Here is a 16,958-nt window from a genome sequence, read left to right on the forward strand (position 1 = left end):
ACGCGAGGTAATCCGCAAAACACCCCTAGGGTCACTACACGGGTAACTGCTACTTGGTCAACTTGATGTCTTGTCATATTTAAAATGCATGATCGCACCATAGAGGATATGAAAAACCCCAAATCCGAGTGCCCAAAAATACAATCCGTATCCTATAAATTGGGTATTGATCAAGCCGAGGACGATAAAGGCGATGCCCATATACCGTATATCGCCCAAGGTGTACTTGCTGGCATTCACGCAGGCCAACCCATAAAAAATTAGGGTTGCGGGCGCCACCAACCAAACAATCCCGTATTGAATCAATACGAGGCAGAACACCCCACCGGCCAGTAAAGGAATCAAAAAATTCAGTACCAACCGTTTGCTGGAGACGTCCCATATCTTTTCCCCGCTTTTTCTAGATTTACGAATGGTGAGTATGATTCCCGTCACCACCGCGGCCACCAATACCCCAATAGCAATCCCATACAATGCATCGATCCGGAGCGCGTCCGAACCCGTCACATCCGCCCTACCGGAAAAGTAGTCCCTGCCTGCATCGGTCATTATACCATGTGCCAAATAGGCCCCTATGAGTGCATAAATTCCCGCCATGATACCCGATAGCCCACTTAAGGAAATGAACCGGGATGAACGGCTCATCATATTCTTGATTTCGGAAATATCCTCCAAATATTTATTTGAGTCCATATTGAAAGTACTTTGAAATACAAAGTTAAATTAAAAACCGAAACGCGCAACAATTCGTTTGAAAAAATCCGACAGGGGGTTATTCAACCCGTATCTTCCACGATACAACGGGATGTTGCTTGGGTGCCGTGTACGCTCCCAAAGCCTTCAACCGCAAATCAACGGATGACAAACGCTCCAAGGTTTTGATCCGTAAGGTGGAAGTCTCCCCCGCCCCGATTTCAAAGATAGGCGCTTTGGTGTAGAAGGTGTACTGCATTTGGTTTTCGAAAAGCAGATCGCTGCTACAATTATTTTTCAATACTACCTCCAATACTTGGGTATCCTCGATGTAGGAGGCGGTCACCACTTCGATACTCGCCCGTAGCAAAGGTTCCAAGAAATCCGATTTGCCTACAAGCAACTCATTGAACACTGCGACCGTTCTGCCATCAAATAAGGCCTCCCTCAGACTTTCGAGGCTTTTCTCCTTGGCAAAGACCAAGGTAACGGGCCGATGGTTTCCTTTTTCGGTATAGTCCCAATCGATAAGCCCGTGTACATCACTGGTGCCCATGATCGTCAAATCATTCTCCAAGGCCAAGGCAAGGGATTCCTCCGCATAATCATGGGTATTGATGACCTCGATACCATGTAATTCCCCATTTTTGATGCGTTCTTTCTGAAAATCGCTCAAAATAGGATTTCCAGTAGGGCTTTGTTCGTACCATGCCGGATGGTTCCAAAAAACGAAGGCCGCTTGTTCCTTGGCCGCCCTAAAAGCGTCCTCAGGGCTATCGTGCAATAGGTGGTTGGCATCGGTAATAAAGACCGCATTGCTGTGACCTATCGGCTCTGACCGAGTGATTTCCGAACCCGGGACGATCAACAAATCATGTTCTCTTGCCTCTTCCAGGGCCAATCGATAGGCCCGATTGCGGTCGGGATGGGGAATATCGTCCTTGTGGGGTTGGTATTCCAAATGTTCGGTCAGCGAGATAGCGTCCAAATCTTCCCGTAAGGCCTCCATGACCCGTATCGTGGGCCATACGTTGCCGTCCGAAAAAACGGAATGCATATGCAGATCGGTTTTCAAGGTAATATATCCTTCAATATCGGGATAGGTCAATGCCGTAGCACCCCCGTGGCTATGCTCTTGGGCATGGAGCCAAGAAAACAGCAGAAAGCTAATGGGCAAAAGAAGATTTTTCATGGCAGGATGGTTTATTTAAAAATACGTGATTAACGCCTTTCAAATTACAGAATATTAAGGTGATTTGGTTAAGAAATAGTAAATTTATCAGGGTATGAATCCAGCGGAAAGCTACATATTGGAACAACCCGAACCGTTCCGGGGCATCCTTTTGCACCTACAATCGGTGATAGAACATGCGGTGCCCGGGGTGGACCTAAAATACAAGTACCGTATCCCGTTTTATTATTTGGATGGAAAACCGTTCTGCTATCTCAACCAATCCAAGGATTACGTGGACCTTGGTTTTTGGAGCGCCGTCCACCTGACGGTACATTTGGAGCATATGACCACCACCGGTCGCAAAATGATGCGATCCCTACGCTATAAAAGCCTGGAGGAAATCAACAACGAGATTCTTATCGACGTATTGAATGACGCCTTTTCGGTGCGGGACCAAGGTTTTTGGAAGAAGTAAGTACGGATTAAAATCCTAGTCATTCAATTTTCCCAAAAAAACGTTGACCTTGGGATTAATGGGGTTACCTGCCGATCGTCGTAGGACCACCACTTGCCCTGCATGCCAAATGGCATCCTCGATCGGACCATTGATGTTGTTCCAAAACGGAAATTCGAGACGGCCGTTGGCCCGGATAAAAACAAGCTTGTGTTCCTCTAAATTACTGGTTTCCCTAAAGAGTCGACTCGCCACTTCCAAATTTTCAAGGGTCGCTTTTCGTTTTTGGGCCATGCTCAATGTAGGTTGTTCCACGGTAAAATCACGGGGTTCTTTTTTGGCGGAGTTTACAATGACCATCGACAGCCCGTACAAATGATCCATGGTCTCGGCAATGGTGCGGCCATCATTACCGGGGCGGTAGTCCAGATCTTCCTGGGTCAATCCTTCGGTAGCCCAATGATAACGAAATCCGAGTCCGTCTATCATTCTAGAAATAACCGTTCCCGGGGTATAGCTTGCCGGGGCCTCGGGAATCTCTGCATAGGGCAAGGGATTTTCTTGGATGTTTTGAGCGTTCATATGGGTGAAGGTCAGTAACAAAAATAGTAGGGTAATCAATTTCATGTAATGCCGGTTTAATCGTATCAAAGAAGGTACATTGGTTGTCGTATAGGTTTTGACGGGCATAGCGAGGACTCGGTTCCAGCGCACTAAAGGTCAATGACCCTGATCTGGTTGCGGTGCATCTCGATCTTACCCTCCTTTTCCAATTTCTTCAGGAGTCTCGAAACAACGACCCGAGAGGTGTGCATGTCCAACGCAATATCCTTGTGGGTGGTCTGTACCATGTCGTCGTGATTCACCTTGGCCTTGTCCTGCAGATGCTTGAGCAGGCGCTCGTCCATTTTCATAAAGGCCAGGGTATCCACTGTATCGAGCAGTTCCATCATCCTAGTGTGGTAGCTGTCGAGGATAAACTGCTGCCAGGTCTTATAACGTCCCATCCATACTTCCATTTTTTCCACGGGAATCAACAACAACTCCGTATCCGACTCGGCAATGGCCCGTATCTCACTTTTACTTTTCCCCATACAACAGGAAAAAGTCATCGCACAGGTATCGCCCCGCTCCAAAAAGTAGAGAAGCAATTCGTCCCCTTTTTCATCCTCCCGTAAAACCTTGATGGCACCGTTCAACAACAGGGGCATGGTACTGATAGGTTCCCCGATATCCATTAATTGGGTACCCTCACCAATCTTCTTGTAGACACCTACTTCCTCTATCTCTTTTAGGAGTTCGGGTTCCAGCAGGTAACCATAGTTATTTTGAAGTACTTCGTTCATAGGTTTTGGAATCAATTATGTTACGGCAATGATAACCTTGAATTCCTTGGGTGTATCCAAGAGAAACTCAAACCCCTCATGGAGTCGATGCTGCTTGACGGCATATGGATAGAAGGTAATGGGTTCGATACAGACCATGTTCCGGACTTCCGTCCATAACATAAAACTGCGGAACCCTTCCGTACGGATACGTAGTTGCTTTTCGTCCTTCAAAACAATCTCCGTACAATCGGGCACCTCCAGGGCACGGCTTCCCACCGCCAAGATGTCATCGAGCGTGATGGTTTTCTCCCCTGCAACAACCACCGGATTGGCCGTGTGTAATTTGAACGCGGGATGGTACCCCAGCATAAACGGACTATCACGTTCCCCCGAAACGGTAAAACGGATTTCGAGTCCATCGGCGGTCAGTCGAAAGCTTTTCACAAATGTAAAATCGTAGGGCCAAAAAAGATATTGTTTGTTCGACTTTTCGGGATACTTTGAATTCCCGACCATCGTCCGTGCCCGGTAACTCTTTTCAAAAACCGCCTCGGTATCGGTTTGGGACACCAGTTCATAGTCCATTTCGCGTAACAACCCATGTTGGTCCTGAATGGCAATATCTTTAGGGGTCTGTACCTGAAAACGGGCTTCCGCGGTGGGGCCTATGATCGGGAACATCTCGGTATCGGAACTACGCCAGCCGGGGCTCCCTTTTTGATGAATGCATTCATGGCCATCGACTTGGTATCCGACCAGTTCGCCGGCATCGATGGTCAGCTGTTGATCTTCGAGGTGTAGTACTAACATTTTATTGGTTAATAAGTCGGTAAATCAATACGGCGGTTCTTTTGGTCAATGCTTCGATGGTATTCAGGTTCACCGTTTCCTCAGGGGTATGCGCCCCCGACCCCATAGTGCCCAAACCATCGAGACAAGCCACGTACCCGGCCACAAACGAAGTATCGGCAGCACCCCTTTTTCCCGGGTCGTAGGCCACTACTTCCCCCTGATCGAGGTCAAGACTTACTTGGTTCAGTTGCGCTAACAATTCCATATTTCTTTCCGTCGGCCCCATGGCGGGATAGCTATCGGTAAAACTGATTTCCGCCGTGGTCCGCGGCAGGTTGTTTGCTACGATTTCCCTCATTTTGGCCCTGGCATTTTCCTTTTGCTCCTCGGATATAAATCGGAGTCCACCTTTGGCGATAGCCGTTTGCGATACCACATTGCTTTTTCCAAAGGCATTGCCCGTACCGTTTTTCGGGTCATACTCCAAAAAGGTACCTCCCAGCAGTATCCCTGGATTAAAAGTGAGGTATTCCTCTCCCCGCACCTCGTTGTAGAACTCATTGAGGATACGCGATATTTCAAAAATGGCACCGGCACCGGTGCGTTCACTAAACACTCCGGAAGAATGGGCACGTTTGCCCGTCACCTTCAGCTCCCAACCGGAAGCACCCCTTCTGGCAACCGTGGCATAATTGAATCCTGTAGACGTTTCGAACCCAAGGGCAATATCGCTCCGTTTGGCCGCGTCGATCAAGTCTTTTCGGCTTACTTCCAAGGGTTTTCCGGTACTTTCCTCATCGCCGGTAAATGCGACGATTATCTGGGCCTCGCCGAGCAGCCCATTTTCGTGCAGGGCTTTCAAGGCGTACAACACGATCACATTGCCCCCTTTCATATCGTTACCTCCCGGGGCATGGGCAATGCTATCGTTGACCATTTCAAATTGTTGAAAGGGACTGTCTTCCTCGAATACCGTATCCAAATGCCCTATCAGTAATAATTTCTTCCCCTTGCCTCCCTTCGTTTCGGCAAATAAATGGCCGGCCCGATTCATTTCAGCGGGCATATCGATCCAAGAAGTCTCGAAACCGATGTCCTCAAAGGCTTCCCGAAAGACCATACCTACTTCCTTTACACCACTGGCATTCAAGGTACCACTGTTGATATTGACCACTTTTTCCAGAAAAGCGATGGCATCCGCATTATTGTTTTCTATTGACTTGACTAATTTTTTCTCCTTTCTCGTAAGCTTTTGGGCCTGCACTTCAACCAGGAGAAAAAGGGAGAGTAAAGCCACACTAAAAATCCGATACTTCATAAGGTTTTATAATTCGTTCATAGCGCCGTCCAACCATTCCAGCCGGTTCGTGATCCAGTCTTTTAGATACACTATTTCGTCATTGTATGTTTGACCGACAAAGTTATTCGGCCACACATAAATACCCAGGACATCCCAAGTACCGAAGTTTTTATCGATTGCCCCCGCTTCTTGCATAAGACCGATGTATCCGTCGACCTTACCGAGGATGGTACCATTCGATAGTGTGCTGCCACGAAGGGTGGCCCATCGCTGCTTCAGGCGTTCGGTGAAGGCCGGATCCTGTAACAGACGCTCCCACCAAAAGGGCACCAACCAAATATCAAGGGGGCATCGTTCGTTGAATTTATAGGCCCAGACATTGGTTTCCCCACCACTGCAATAATCCGCGTTACCAAAGGCCAGGTTAAAGTCCCAAATGGGACCCATGGCCAGTTTTTCATTTTTGTCTTTCTGGATATAGGTACTCAAACGGTACCCATCTACATTGTTGGAAAGTTCGGTGAGGATAAAAAAATCGATAAAGCTGTCGACGTCGATATAATTTGCATAGCCTGTTTGGGGGTCGGTAAAGGTATCGGAAGCAAGCGCCGCCTCGAACTGGCTTACATAATCAATAATGTACTGTTGCTGTTCGGGCACAATATCCTCCGCTTCGGGATATTCATATACAAAGTTGATCGCTTGCCCCATACCTGCCGAAGGCGGTACAATCCGGGATTCAAACGAATTCGCGCTTGTGTAGGATTGCCCATTGTCCGAACGGGATAGTTTATCGATTTTAAGAACATAGCCTCCGGTAAGGTCTTCTCCCGAAACCTCATCACTGGTGAGTTTGGAAACGGCAATCCGATTCTTGTCCCTTTTTAACTTCTCCATGAATGCATACACCCCCCTATAGGTCCCATTCAAATTCAGTTCCACGAGTTCGCTTCGACTGGCATATCGCCCCATATCCCGTGCCAACCCGTAAATCAGGTGGTTCCTCACCAACGACTTATCGCTATACGGGCCATGCAATACCCAGTCTTCCTCTTCCGGAAAACCTAAAAGGGAAACGTCCAAATCTTGATTGCTGGCATCCCTGGTTTCCAAACCGTATGACTTTTTATCGAAAAATTGGGAGGAGGCACCCCGTATCTCGATACCGATATTGCCCTCGAACAATAGTTCCCCTCTTTTGATGACGGTCATTTCGCCATTCACCTTTGGCTCATCGACGATGGTATTATTCGGAGTGCTAATGACCATCAACGGCAAATCACCGGAGCTGGTAGGTACGGTCGGCTGTTCTTCCTCCCCCTCGACCGGTGGCGGAGCATCGTCCTTGCTACAGGTGAAAATCAGGAATGCAAAGAGAAGACAGCCCGTAACTCGGACCAAGTATTCAAAAAGGGAACATTTTCGGGACATCGGTGCAATTTTATGGTTCTTTACAAAGTTGATTATTCTTATCTGTACGCGCACTCTTTCCATAGATTCCCACAAATAGACAACAAAACAATGCAACAACCGCCAAACTAAGGTACGAAACTAATCCAAAAAGCCCTTTTCGCGCATCCAATCGTCGTTAAAGATTTTACCCACATAGCGGCTGCCATGATCGTGAAACAGGACGACCACTACATCGTCTTTCGTGAAGTGCTCCTTTAATTGAAGTAATCCCTTGACGGCCGCCCCGGCCGAGTTCCCCAAGAACATTCCTTCTTCCCGGGCAAGGCGTCGCGTATAGACAGCGGCATCCTTATCCGTTACCTTGGTAAAACCATCGATGATCTCAAAACGCACATTTTTTGGAAGAATGTCTTCCCCAATGCCTTCGGTGACATAAGGATAAATCTCATTTTTATCGAAGATTCCGGTCTCGTGGTATTTTTTAAAGACAGAACCATAAGTGTCGATACCCCAAACCTTTACATTGGGATTTTTCATTTTCAGATAAGAACCCACCCCTGAAATGGTACCCCCGGTACCGACCCCTACCACAAAATGGGTGACTTTTCCCTCGGTCTGTTCCCATATTTCAGGACCCGTACTCATAAAATGGGCCCTGCAGTTCGAGGGATTGTCGTACTGGTTCACATACCATGAATTCGGGATTTCCGTTGCCAGGCGCTTTGCGGTCGAATAGTAGCTTCGTGGATCTTCGGGCGCCACATCGGTGGGGCATACGTGTACCTCGCTCCCCATCGCCCGTAACACGTCCATTTTTTCCTTGGATTGTTTATCGCTCAGTACACAAATCAGTTTGTACCCCTTAACTGCCGCTGCCAAAGCCAGGCCCATTCCGGTATTTCCGGAGGTACCTTCGATAATGGTGTAGCTTGGTTTTAAAATACCCGAAGCCTCGGCATCTTCCACAATCTGGAGGGCCATACGGTCTTTTACCGAATTTCCGGGATTAAAGGTCTCGTATTTGGCCAACACCAAACATGGTAGTTCGGCGGTTAATTTATTTAGTTTCACCAAGGGGGTTTGCCCGATAGTTTCCAATATATTTTCTGCGTACTTCATGGTATCTTATCTATTCTAAATTTAGCGATCATACCTTCCTATCTTGTGCGTCGCATCTCTTTACAAGGGATTACTTACTCAAACTTGATTGCCTTTACAGGGGTTATTTTAGTGATAATATAGGAGGGAATCAAAAGCATTAACAAACACAGGAACAACACCCCGATATTCAATATGATGATAGTGAATATATCGAGATGTACCGGAATATAATCGATATAATACTCCTTCGGATTGGGAAACTTGAACAGGCGGTACCGTTGTTGTAACAACAATACCCCGAGACCGATCAGGTTGCCCCAAAAGAGTCCGATACTGATCAGATAGGCGGCATTGTACAAAAATATCTTTCGAATACTCCAGTTCGAACTGCCTAAGGCCTTTAAAATCCCGATCATTTGCGTACGCTCCAAAATAAGTACCAAAAGGGCCGTTATCATATTGATTCCCCCCACGATAATCATAATGCCGATGATAATGGCGATATTGAAATCGAACAGTCCGATCCATTCGAAAATCTGAAAGTAGCTCTCCTTGATGCTCCTTGTATCCAGGTTCGAAAGGGTCTTTCCATAAATTTCCCTTGCCTTTTCGTCCAAATCATCAAAATTGTTCAGAAAAACCTCGAAATTTCCAATTTGATCGGGCGTCCATTTATTCATCCGTTGAATATGGCGGATATCGGTGAAGATGTATTTGCTATCCAGCTCCTCAAAACCACTGTCATACAAACCCACGATCGTGAACTTTCGTTGGTTAGGGGCTTTGAGGGCATCTTCCTGTTTTGGGAACAAGGCATAAAAGGTGTCGCCAACTTCCAACCGAAGACGATTCGCCATCAATGCGGACAGTAATACCTCTTCGCTGATCTCTCCGGAATAATCGGGTAGTCTTCCCGTTACCAGATATTCCCTGAAAACATCCCAATGGTAATCGGCACCGACCCCCTTTGCGATAAAGGCATCGAAAGTGACCTCCGTACGGATGACCCCGCCCTTCATCGCCACCGCCTGAACATGGGAAACATCCTCTACGGTCGTAAACTCGGGATAAAAATCCTGGTGGATCGATACGGGTGCCACCGACACTTCGGACCGATTATTGTCATAATTCGAAATTTGAATATGCCCGTTGAAGGCCGCGACTTTCTCCCGGATCTTATACTTGAGCCCGACGCCGGTGGCGATGGCGATCAACATCATCACAAGACCAATGGCGATGGCCGAAATAGCAATTTTTATTATTGGGGCGGATATGCTAATTTTATGCTCCTTGCCTGTAATAAGTCGCTTGGCGATGTAAAATTCAAAATTCAATCTATGGCATTTATTTCCGCTGTCAAAAGTACATTTTTATTGTGGGTTTTGTGGGTCTCGGCCTGTGGAAACCCATCAAAGCAAAAGAACACGGTAACAGAACAGGCTCCAGAGAAAATAAACGCCGACTCCATACAGGAAATAGTGGTCGCCGCCAATCGCACCACTCAATATATTCCCTTATTACGGGAGAAAAAAGTAGGGGTTGTAGCCAATCAGACCAGCGTTATTTTTAAAGGGGAGGCCGAAGAACCGCGACCTCATATCCACTTGATCGATTCCTTACTTGTCCTGGGGGTGAATATTGGGAAAGTCTTTGCGCCCGAACATGGATTTCGGGGAAAAGCAGATGCAGGGGAGAAGGTAAGCGATGGCACGGACACGAAAACTGGCCTCCCCATTATATCGCTCTACGGAACGAATCGGAAACCTACCAAAGAACAATTAAAAGACCTTGACCTTGTATTGTTCGATATTCAGGATGTCGGAGTACGCTTCTACACGTATATTGCCACCTTGCAACTAGTGATGGAGGCCTGTGCCGAAAACGGAATTCCTATAGTAGTGCTAGACCGTCCCAATCCAAATGCCCACTATGTTGACGGACCTACCATGGAGAAAGCACACACCGGATTTTTAGGCATGACGGAAATTCCGTTGGTCTATGGCATGACCATCGGGGAATATGCCACCATGATCAATGGGGAAGGGTGGCTCGAGGGCGGTAATAAAGCGGATTTGACCGTTGTCACTTTGGAGAACTGGGACCATAACTCGGACTACAGCCTACCCATTCGGCCCTCTCCCAATCTACCCGACGATGTGTCGATCAACCTGTATCCCAGTCTAGGTCTTTTTGAGGGCACTAATATCAATGCGGGGCGGGGGACCGAGTTTCAGTTTCAACGTTACGGGGCTCCTTTTTTAACGCCCGAAAAATATGATTTCAACTATATCCCAACACCCAATTTTGGTTCCAAAAACCCCAAACACCAGGGGGAAACCTGTTACGGGAAAGACTTATCCCAACACCCAAAAATGAACAAAGTGTCCCTGGAATGGGTAATCGATGCCTACCGCAATGCGAAAGACCCCGGCAAAATGTTCAATACAGAAGGGTTCACCAAACACGCGGGTACGGAAAAACTACAGAAACAAATCGAAGCAGGGCTCTCCGAAGAAGCCATCAAGGCAACTTGGCAAAACGATTTGAACCGATTTAAAAAGCTACGGGAAAAATATTTGCTATACGATTGAACTACGGTCGTTACCATTAAAGAGAAATACATCAAAGTTAAAACCATGGGATTGACTTCACTGCCGACAACGCTCTTATTCTTTTTCGCCCTAGCAGCTTATGGGCAGACGTTACAAATCGATAACACCCTGCCTAAACTCGATGAACAGGGAGCAGTGGTCGATGCCCACGACGGCAGGGTCATCCAGTTCGGAAATCGCTTCTATTGGTATGGGACCGCCTACGGAAACACCAACGGATTCACTCATAAAAATACTTATTATTGCTACAGCTCCAAGAATCTTACGGACTGGAAAAAGGAAGGGAAACTACTTGAAAACCAACCGATAGGGGTGTACTACCGACCCCATGTCATCTATAATCAAAAGACCCAAAAATACGTGCTCTGGTACAATTGGTATCCCAAATTGTGGGAAGGACGTTTCGGGGTAGCCACCAGCGATACCCCAACGGGACCTTTTAAAATTGTAAACGACAACGTTAGAATGGTTCGTTCCAAGGTGGGGTTGGGCGATTTCGGTCTTTTTGTTGACGATGACCAAACCGCCTATATCAGTTACAATACCATTCAGAACCATCAGGTATCCATCGAAAAATTGAGCGACGATTATCTATCTTCCTCCATGCAAAATGGCGGAATCATAGCCGAACACATGGAAGCGGGTTCCCAGTTCAAACGAAACGGAAAGTATTATTTACTTACGGATCATACTTGTTGTTTTTGTAATTATGGCTCCGGTGCAAGGGTATACATTTCGGAAAATCCCATGACCGATTATGTCTATACCGGGAACATCAATCGTTATCCTGGAACCCCATCCTTGGTATTGAACGATGGAGTGCTCACCGGTACTAAATATGAAACCTTGACAAAGACCAAGGAAGGTTTCCATCACTTGGAAACAGTGCTTAAGGAACCCAGTGAAATCAGTGGAATAGAAATACATTTGTTTACGGGAAATAGACCGGAAAATTGTGGCGATGTCAATAATCCTAGGGTACATCCGGAAATCGTGACACCCAAATTCGAAATCTCCCATTGGAACAACGGGCAATGGAAAGCTACCGAACCCGTGTCTTTGGAAATAATCCAATCGGCCCTAAAGGAAAAGGCACTGATCAGCTTTTCCAAAATCAACACCGACCGCCTTCGGATTAGCCTTGGTAATGACTATGTGTATGACCATGCATATGTCAACGAGGTAAAACTCTTAAAAAATGCCACCGACGATACGACCATTCCTGCAACTAGCTATCTTACCGGAAAAGATATACCACAAAGACCTATCATACCGGCACAACAAACCTATGTGATGACATTAAATACCGCCAATGGGGAGCAGTTTATTTGGATGGGTGATTTATGGGGCTCGGCCTCTGACAATACCAAAGGACACGATTACCAATACTGGAGCGACCCCTTGCGTTTTAATGCGGATGGAACCATACAGCCCCTAAAGTGGGTCGATTCATGGCAGGCTACCCTGAGATAGGGTATTATTCGGTGTCCCGTTTCAAAAACGGATAGCACTCTAAATGCTATAACGTACACTAGAGCATCAGATCAGGGATCTGCCCTGTTCCAATCATTCGTCTAACTGCACCGTAGTCGGCCTGCGGTATTTATGAAAGGGTTGTTTTAGAAGTCCGGTGATACTGGCGTTCTCTACCTCATCGGGAAAGGTGTCTACCCCATAGACAATGGCCTCCCGGTCGAACTTCATATAGGTACCGAACAAACGGTCCCAAATCGAAAAGATATTCCCGTAGTTGCTGTCGGTATACGGAAGTACATAATGATGGTGTACCTTATGCATATCGGGTGAAACGATGAACCAACTCAGCGCATCATCCACTTTTTTAGGCAACCTGATATTGGCGTGGTTGAATTGACTCAATACCAAGGAAAGTGATTGGTACAGCATCACGATCCCGATAGGCGTCCCAACCAGGAACACACCAAAGAGGGTAAAGGTAAATCGAATGACACTTTCCAAAGGATGGTGTCGGTTGGCAGTCGTGGTATCAACATTATGATCCGTATGGTGCACCAGATGGATCATCCACAAAGGCTTGACCTTATGCTCCACCAAATGCGCCAGATATGCACCAATCAGGTCCAACAACAACAGTCCTAGGAGAATATACAGCCACAAGGGCATGACCGGCAACCAATTGATGATTCCAAAGTCGTTTGCTACCGTAAAATCGGCCGTTTTCAGTAGCAGAAAGGCAAACGCAAAATTGATAATGATGGTAGTGAGGGTAAAAAAGAAATTGGGCAGGGCATGTCGCCACTTCTTATAGTTGAATTTAAAAAGAGGCACCGCACCTTCCAATAGCCAAAAGAGAGTGATTCCCCCAACCAACAGGGCACTTCGATGTGTAGAGGGAATATTTTCGAAATAGGTGATCAGCGTTTCCATAGCTGTAAAGTTACAAATTTCGTCTGCTAGTTAAAAAGTTCCGGCAGAAGTTAAAAAACCCAATACAAATGTAAACTCCAAAATCAAATACCAATGCGAAAAATAAATTGATGTCGCCAACCGGATTTGGAATGCCGGGCGCTCCAAAAGAAAAAGACTGCACTGTGAACCTTGAATAACGACACCGTGGACTACGAACAGCCACTACCAACAATTTACCTCAACTTCAATCGCTTTTTCATTTCTTCGACGATGTTGAAGGCAGCCGGACAAACAGCGACGTTTTTCAGGGTCAGGTGGCTGATCTGATGAAACTTTTTCCTATCCGTATGCGGAAATTCACGACAGGCCTTGGGGCGCACCTCATAGATCGAACAATAATGATCGTCCCCTAAAAAAGCACAGGGCAGCTCCTGTAGTACGTAATCGTTGTCTTCATCGAGTCTCAGATAGCGCTCAATGAACCGTTGGGGCCTTAGCCGAAAATGCTTGGATATTCGCTCTATATCCGAATTGGTGAAAAGCGGACCCGTAGTCTTACAGCAATTGGCACATTCCAGGCAATCGGTTTTCTTGAATTCCTCCGTATGCAATTCCTGCATCAGATAATCCAAAACTTTCGGCGGTTTCTTTCTAAGCTTGGTAAAAAACTTCTTGTTTTCCGATTGATTTTGACGAGCTCTTTCCGGAAGTTGCTCGATGATTTCCTTCATGACTACCGATTATTGTTTCAAAACTAGGCAAGAAATACAATAAAGCGGCATTTTTGTATGAGATATCATGGCTTATGGAAGATATTTTTGGGACTGCTTTGCTCGATTACCAAAAAGGGGCGTATACCGAAGACCTGATCACATTTTCTTCCCTGGGGGAAGAAGACGTTATGCCCCTGCCCTATTTGTTCCGGAATTTCCAACAAATGCCCCCTTTGGAACAAAAGGCCTTGAAAGGCTGCGAAGGCCGTATTTTGGATATCGGCTGTGGGGCAGGGAGTCACAGCCTTGTTCTACAGGAACGGGGTCTGGACGTCACCGCTATAGACCATTCCCCCGGCGCCATCGAAACGTGCCGAATAAGGGGGGTTCGACAAACGGTCCTTTGCGATATATGCAGCTACGAAGGCCAACGGTTCGATACGCTTCTGATGTTGATGAACGGCATCGGTATTGTTGGAACCCTGGCACAACTAGGTCCTTTTTTGGACCATTTGAAAACACTGCTTCGCCCCGGCGGACAGTTATTGTTGGATTCAAGTGATATCATCTACATGTTCGATGAAGGGGACAAACCCCAGGAATGGGAACATTACTATGGCGAAGTAACATTTACCATACAGTACAAAGGTATGACCGGACCCTCCTTTCCTTGGCTGTACGTCTCCTATGGGGTGCTGGAAGAAATCGCTAAAGCCCATGATTTCAGTTGTGAACTTGTAGGTGATGGCGAACATTACGACTATTTGGCCAGATTGAGCCCTAGAAAGTACTAGTGGGCACGTTTTTTGCGTTATATTGCTACAGTCAAAAATGAAATAGGCTATGAAAAAGAACCATTTTCTCATTTTGATGTCGTTTGTGGGTGTCGTTTTTGGATGTTCCAACGATGACGATCCAGCGCCGATAGAAACACCGGTGACGATCGATAAATCCGCCAATCTGTTGGGCAGCGGTGATTCTGCCAACGATCTTCTTTCCAATGACAGCTTTAGCAAATTGTTGATAGAAATCGCCTACGTGGAAGGTTTTAGACCTACTGCGACCGCGATGGACGAGTTTGTCGATTATCTAAGTACACACACATTTAAAGTGGATATCGAAATCGATTACCTGGAATTGCCTTCTCCCGGCGAGGAAGATTTGACGCTTCAGGAAATCGCCGATCTCGAAAGTGAGAACCGTACGGCCTATAATGATGGGGAGACCTTGGCGGTTTATATCTATTTCGCCGATGCCCCTTCCGTGGACGACGACGAGGAAGAAGGGCTGGTAACCCTCGGCGCTGTCTATCGAAATACCTCGATGGTCATTCACGAAGTAACGGTCCGAAGATTGGCCGCCCGGAGCCTTTTTATTTCCGACTCCGATGTAGAAGGCGCTACCGTGAACCATGAATTTGGCCATTTGTTCGGACTGGTCAACCTGGGAAGCGACCCGGTAAACGATCATGAGGATACGGAAGCACCCAACCATTGCAATGTAGAAGGGTGTTTAATGCGTGCCGAACTGCAATTCAGCCCTTCCTCGAGGGCCATTGCCAAAACTTCCAAAAGTGGAATCGACGGGCTGCAATCCGCTTGTTCGCTCAGCGGGGAGAGTGTCTTACGGATGCTCGAACAAAACGTATCCAAAGGCCAAGCGGTGGCCCCTGACCTGGATGCGGAATGCGTGTTGGACCTTCAGGCCAACGGAGGAAGGTAACGAGGTATTAATCGAAAGTTCCCTTTAACATCCGAATCTTATCTTGGATAAAGGTCCGCGCCACCTCCAATTGGGTCAATGATAGGGCATCCAAATAATAGTCGATGGCCTTTTTTTCCTCTCCCATAAGGGCGTACATCTTGGCCAAAGTCGCAAAATACAGATGATGATGCTCCATCCCTTTCAATTTTTCTACCTCATCGATAGCTTTCCCCCGATTGCCGGAGTAAAATAGTGCGATGGAACGGTTTAGTTGGATATGGGCACCGGAATTGAGCTGCAACAACCTATTGTACAAGCCTAGCACTGCATCCCATCGTGTGTCTTGAAAGGAAGCGGCCGAGCAATGAAGCGAAGCTATTCCTGCTTCAAGATGATAGGAAGACCAAGTGGTTGCTTTTCGTGCTTCATTGAAATGGACAATACCCGACCGTATGATCTCTTGATCCCACTGTGACCGATCTTGGGATTCCAATTCCACAGGTATTCCGTATTGGTCTACACGACTATCAAAACGGGCAATATTAAAGAGCATTAGGGCATAAAGTGCTTGGGTGTCGGCATTCGAAATATGTGGCTCCCCCAAAAGTGCCTTTAGCAGTCTTGTCGCTTCCAAACACAATTCCCTTCGAATCAAACTTGCTCCATTTGATGCACTATATCCCTCGTTGAACAACAAATACAGAACACGATGTACACTGTTTAACCTTTCTCTGGATTGCAGGACAAACGGAACGTTCAAGGGTAACTTTTGTTCTCTCAGCTGTCTCTTTGCCCTCGTAAGACTTTTTTTGACCGCTTCGGTCTTCATATCCAAGGCTTTGGCAATTTCATTCATCCGAAACCCGATAGAGGTCTTTAGGGTTAAAATAATTTGTGACTTTGGCGACAGGTTGGGATGGCAGGTAGCAAAAAGGAGCCGTAATCGACTATCCCTTATCTGATGGGGCAAAAACAGCTGGGCGATCTTCGCTTTATCGGTCTGCTCCGTATAGTTATCCCTAAATGTGGGATACTGTGCATCTTTTCTTCGCAGCGCATTAATCGTTTTGTTTTTACAGACCCGAAAAAGCCAGGCTTTTGGATTGGTAGGCAGGCCTTTTTCATGCCATTGGCCTATAGCGGTATAAAAGGTATCCTGAACAATATCCTCGGCCAACGAAATCTTGGAAAGTTGAAAGAAAGAAACCAAGGAAGCGACCAATTTGCCGTAAAGCTCACGGTACAATCGGTCCACTTCCTTTTTGATGTTTTCGGATTTTTCCAAA

At 46.7% G+C, this 16,958-nt stretch carries 17 protein-coding genes; 5 read left to right on the forward strand and 12 right to left on the reverse strand.

Features of this window, described 5'->3' with window-relative positions; genetic code table 11:
• Positions 1-57: 57 nt before the first annotated feature.
• Both FK220_RS02240 and FK220_RS02245 read right to left on the reverse strand, forming a co-directional pair.
• Positions 58-693 (reverse strand): hypothetical protein, encoded by a 636-nt coding sequence (locus tag FK220_RS02240; protein WP_152572648.1) that lies wholly within the window; start codon positions 691-693, stop codon positions 58-60.
• A 79-nt stretch (positions 694-772) separates the two neighbouring features.
• On the reverse strand, positions 773-1,885 hold the full coding sequence (locus tag FK220_RS02245; RefSeq protein ID WP_152572649.1) for an Sb-PDE family phosphodiesterase: 1,113 nt from the start codon (positions 1,883-1,885) through the stop codon (positions 773-775).
• Positions 1,886-1,979: 94 nt separating this feature from the next.
• Between FK220_RS02245 and FK220_RS02250 the strand changes: the two genes are divergently transcribed.
• Entirely contained in the window at positions 1,980-2,342 is a 363-nt protein-coding gene (locus FK220_RS02250; RefSeq protein ID WP_152572650.1) for a DUF1801 domain-containing protein, read from the forward strand.
• Positions 2,343-2,357: 15 nt separating this feature from the next.
• Here FK220_RS02250 and FK220_RS02255 read toward each other — a convergent pair whose 3' ends face one another.
• The 7 genes from FK220_RS02255 to FK220_RS02285 form a co-directional block, all read right to left on the reverse strand.
• Positions 2,358-2,948, reverse strand: a complete 591-nt coding sequence (locus FK220_RS02255) for a DinB family protein (protein ID WP_152572651.1) — start codon at positions 2,946-2,948, stop codon at positions 2,358-2,360.
• A gap of 86 nt (positions 2,949-3,034) precedes the next feature.
• On the reverse strand, positions 3,035-3,667 hold the full coding sequence (locus tag FK220_RS02260) for a Crp/Fnr family transcriptional regulator (protein ID WP_152572652.1): 633 nt from the start codon (positions 3,665-3,667) through the stop codon (positions 3,035-3,037).
• A gap of 15 nt (positions 3,668-3,682) precedes the next feature.
• On the reverse strand, positions 3,683-4,459 hold the full coding sequence (locus tag FK220_RS02265) for an aldose 1-epimerase (protein ID WP_152572653.1): 777 nt from the start codon (positions 4,457-4,459) through the stop codon (positions 3,683-3,685).
• A gap of 1 nt (position 4,460) precedes the next feature.
• Positions 4,461-5,759, reverse strand: coding sequence for a M20/M25/M40 family metallo-hydrolase (locus FK220_RS02270; protein ID WP_152572654.1), 1,299 nt, complete (start codon positions 5,757-5,759; stop codon positions 4,461-4,463).
• 6 nt (positions 5,760-5,765) lie between these two features.
• Positions 5,766-7,172 (reverse strand): CotH kinase family protein, encoded by a 1,407-nt coding sequence (locus tag FK220_RS02275; RefSeq protein WP_152572655.1) that lies wholly within the window; start codon positions 7,170-7,172, stop codon positions 5,766-5,768.
• 120 nt (positions 7,173-7,292) lie between these two features.
• Complete coding sequence (locus FK220_RS02280; protein ID WP_152572656.1) at positions 7,293-8,273, reverse strand: PLP-dependent cysteine synthase family protein; 981 nt, start codon at positions 8,271-8,273, stop codon at positions 7,293-7,295.
• A gap of 74 nt (positions 8,274-8,347) precedes the next feature.
• Complete coding sequence (locus FK220_RS02285) at positions 8,348-9,589, reverse strand: ABC transporter permease (protein WP_152572657.1); 1,242 nt, start codon at positions 9,587-9,589, stop codon at positions 8,348-8,350.
• Between the two features lie 3 nt (positions 9,590-9,592).
• On the opposite strand from FK220_RS02285, the gene FK220_RS02290 reads away from it, so the two are divergent.
• Both FK220_RS02290 and FK220_RS20320 read left to right on the forward strand, forming a co-directional pair.
• Positions 9,593-10,846, forward strand: coding sequence for an exo-beta-N-acetylmuramidase NamZ family protein (locus tag FK220_RS02290; RefSeq protein WP_152572658.1), 1,254 nt, complete (start codon positions 9,593-9,595; stop codon positions 10,844-10,846).
• Positions 10,847-10,891: 45 nt separating this feature from the next.
• On the forward strand, positions 10,892-12,340 hold the full coding sequence (locus FK220_RS20320; RefSeq protein WP_152572659.1) for a family 43 glycosylhydrolase: 1,449 nt from the start codon (positions 10,892-10,894) through the stop codon (positions 12,338-12,340).
• A gap of 93 nt (positions 12,341-12,433) precedes the next feature.
• Here FK220_RS20320 and FK220_RS02300 read toward each other — a convergent pair whose 3' ends face one another.
• Positions 12,434-13,273: a sterol desaturase family protein gene (locus tag FK220_RS02300; protein ID WP_152572660.1), complete on the reverse strand. Its 840-nt coding sequence runs from the start codon at positions 13,271-13,273 to the stop codon at positions 12,434-12,436.
• A gap of 215 nt (positions 13,274-13,488) precedes the next feature.
• Positions 13,489-13,986 (reverse strand): YkgJ family cysteine cluster protein, encoded by a 498-nt coding sequence (locus FK220_RS02305; RefSeq protein WP_152572661.1) that lies wholly within the window; start codon positions 13,984-13,986, stop codon positions 13,489-13,491.
• 74 nt (positions 13,987-14,060) lie between these two features.
• On the opposite strand from FK220_RS02305, the gene FK220_RS02310 reads away from it, so the two are divergent.
• The gene (locus FK220_RS02310; protein WP_152572662.1) at positions 14,061-14,762 is read left to right on the forward strand and encodes a class I SAM-dependent methyltransferase; all 702 of its coding nucleotides are present in this window, start codon (positions 14,061-14,063) and stop codon (positions 14,760-14,762) included.
• A 49-nt stretch (positions 14,763-14,811) separates the two neighbouring features.
• Positions 14,812-15,690, forward strand: coding sequence for a hypothetical protein (locus FK220_RS02315; RefSeq protein WP_152572663.1), 879 nt, complete (start codon positions 14,812-14,814; stop codon positions 15,688-15,690).
• A 7-nt stretch (positions 15,691-15,697) separates the two neighbouring features.
• Here FK220_RS02315 and FK220_RS02320 read toward each other — a convergent pair whose 3' ends face one another.
• Positions 15,698-16,957 carry an RNA polymerase sigma factor gene (locus FK220_RS02320; protein WP_152572664.1) on the reverse strand — a complete coding sequence of 420 codons (1,260 nt, stop codon included), beginning with the start codon at positions 16,955-16,957 and terminating at the stop codon, positions 15,698-15,700.
• Position 16,958: the final 1 nt, after the last annotated feature.

Origin of the sequence: Pelagihabitans pacificus (genome assembly GCF_009371985.2) — a bacterium.
GTDB lineage: Bacteria > Bacteroidota > Bacteroidia > Flavobacteriales > Flavobacteriaceae > Pelagihabitans > Pelagihabitans pacificus.

What these genes read in the sequence shown, in the direction of transcription:
- FK220_RS02250 (WP_152572650.1), top strand. Translation starts at nt 1,980, where the DNA reads ATGAATCCAGCGGAAAGCTACATATTGGAACAACCCGAACCGTTCCGG.
- FK220_RS02270 (WP_152572654.1), bottom strand. Translation starts at nt 5,759, where the DNA reads ATGAAGTATCGGATTTTTAGTGTGGCTTTACTCTCCCTTTTTCTCCTG.
- FK220_RS02265 (WP_152572653.1), bottom strand. Translation starts at nt 4,459, where the DNA reads ATGTTAGTACTACACCTCGAAGATCAACAGCTGACCATCGATGCCGGC.
- FK220_RS02290 (WP_152572658.1), top strand. Translation starts at nt 9,593, where the DNA reads ATGGCATTTATTTCCGCTGTCAAAAGTACATTTTTATTGTGGGTTTTG.
- FK220_RS02310 (WP_152572662.1), top strand. Translation starts at nt 14,061, where the DNA reads ATGGAAGATATTTTTGGGACTGCTTTGCTCGATTACCAAAAAGGGGCG.
- FK220_RS02280 (WP_152572656.1), bottom strand. Translation starts at nt 8,273, where the DNA reads ATGAAGTACGCAGAAAATATATTGGAAACTATCGGGCAAACCCCCTTG.
- FK220_RS02315 (WP_152572663.1), top strand. Translation starts at nt 14,812, where the DNA reads ATGAAAAAGAACCATTTTCTCATTTTGATGTCGTTTGTGGGTGTCGTT.
- FK220_RS02255 (WP_152572651.1), bottom strand. Translation starts at nt 2,948, where the DNA reads ATGAAATTGATTACCCTACTATTTTTGTTACTGACCTTCACCCATATG.
- FK220_RS02305 (WP_152572661.1), bottom strand. Translation starts at nt 13,986, where the DNA reads ATGAAGGAAATCATCGAGCAACTTCCGGAAAGAGCTCGTCAAAATCAA.
- FK220_RS02300 (WP_152572660.1), bottom strand. Translation starts at nt 13,273, where the DNA reads ATGGAAACGCTGATCACCTATTTCGAAAATATTCCCTCTACACATCGA.
- FK220_RS20320 (WP_152572659.1), top strand. Translation starts at nt 10,892, where the DNA reads ATGGGATTGACTTCACTGCCGACAACGCTCTTATTCTTTTTCGCCCTA.
- FK220_RS02245 (WP_152572649.1), bottom strand. Translation starts at nt 1,885, where the DNA reads ATGAAAAATCTTCTTTTGCCCATTAGCTTTCTGCTGTTTTCTTGGCTC.
- FK220_RS02275 (WP_152572655.1), bottom strand. Translation starts at nt 7,172, where the DNA reads ATGTCCCGAAAATGTTCCCTTTTTGAATACTTGGTCCGAGTTACGGGC.
- FK220_RS02240 (WP_152572648.1), bottom strand. Translation starts at nt 693, where the DNA reads ATGGACTCAAATAAATATTTGGAGGATATTTCCGAAATCAAGAATATG.
- FK220_RS02260 (WP_152572652.1), bottom strand. Translation starts at nt 3,667, where the DNA reads ATGAACGAAGTACTTCAAAATAACTATGGTTACCTGCTGGAACCCGAA.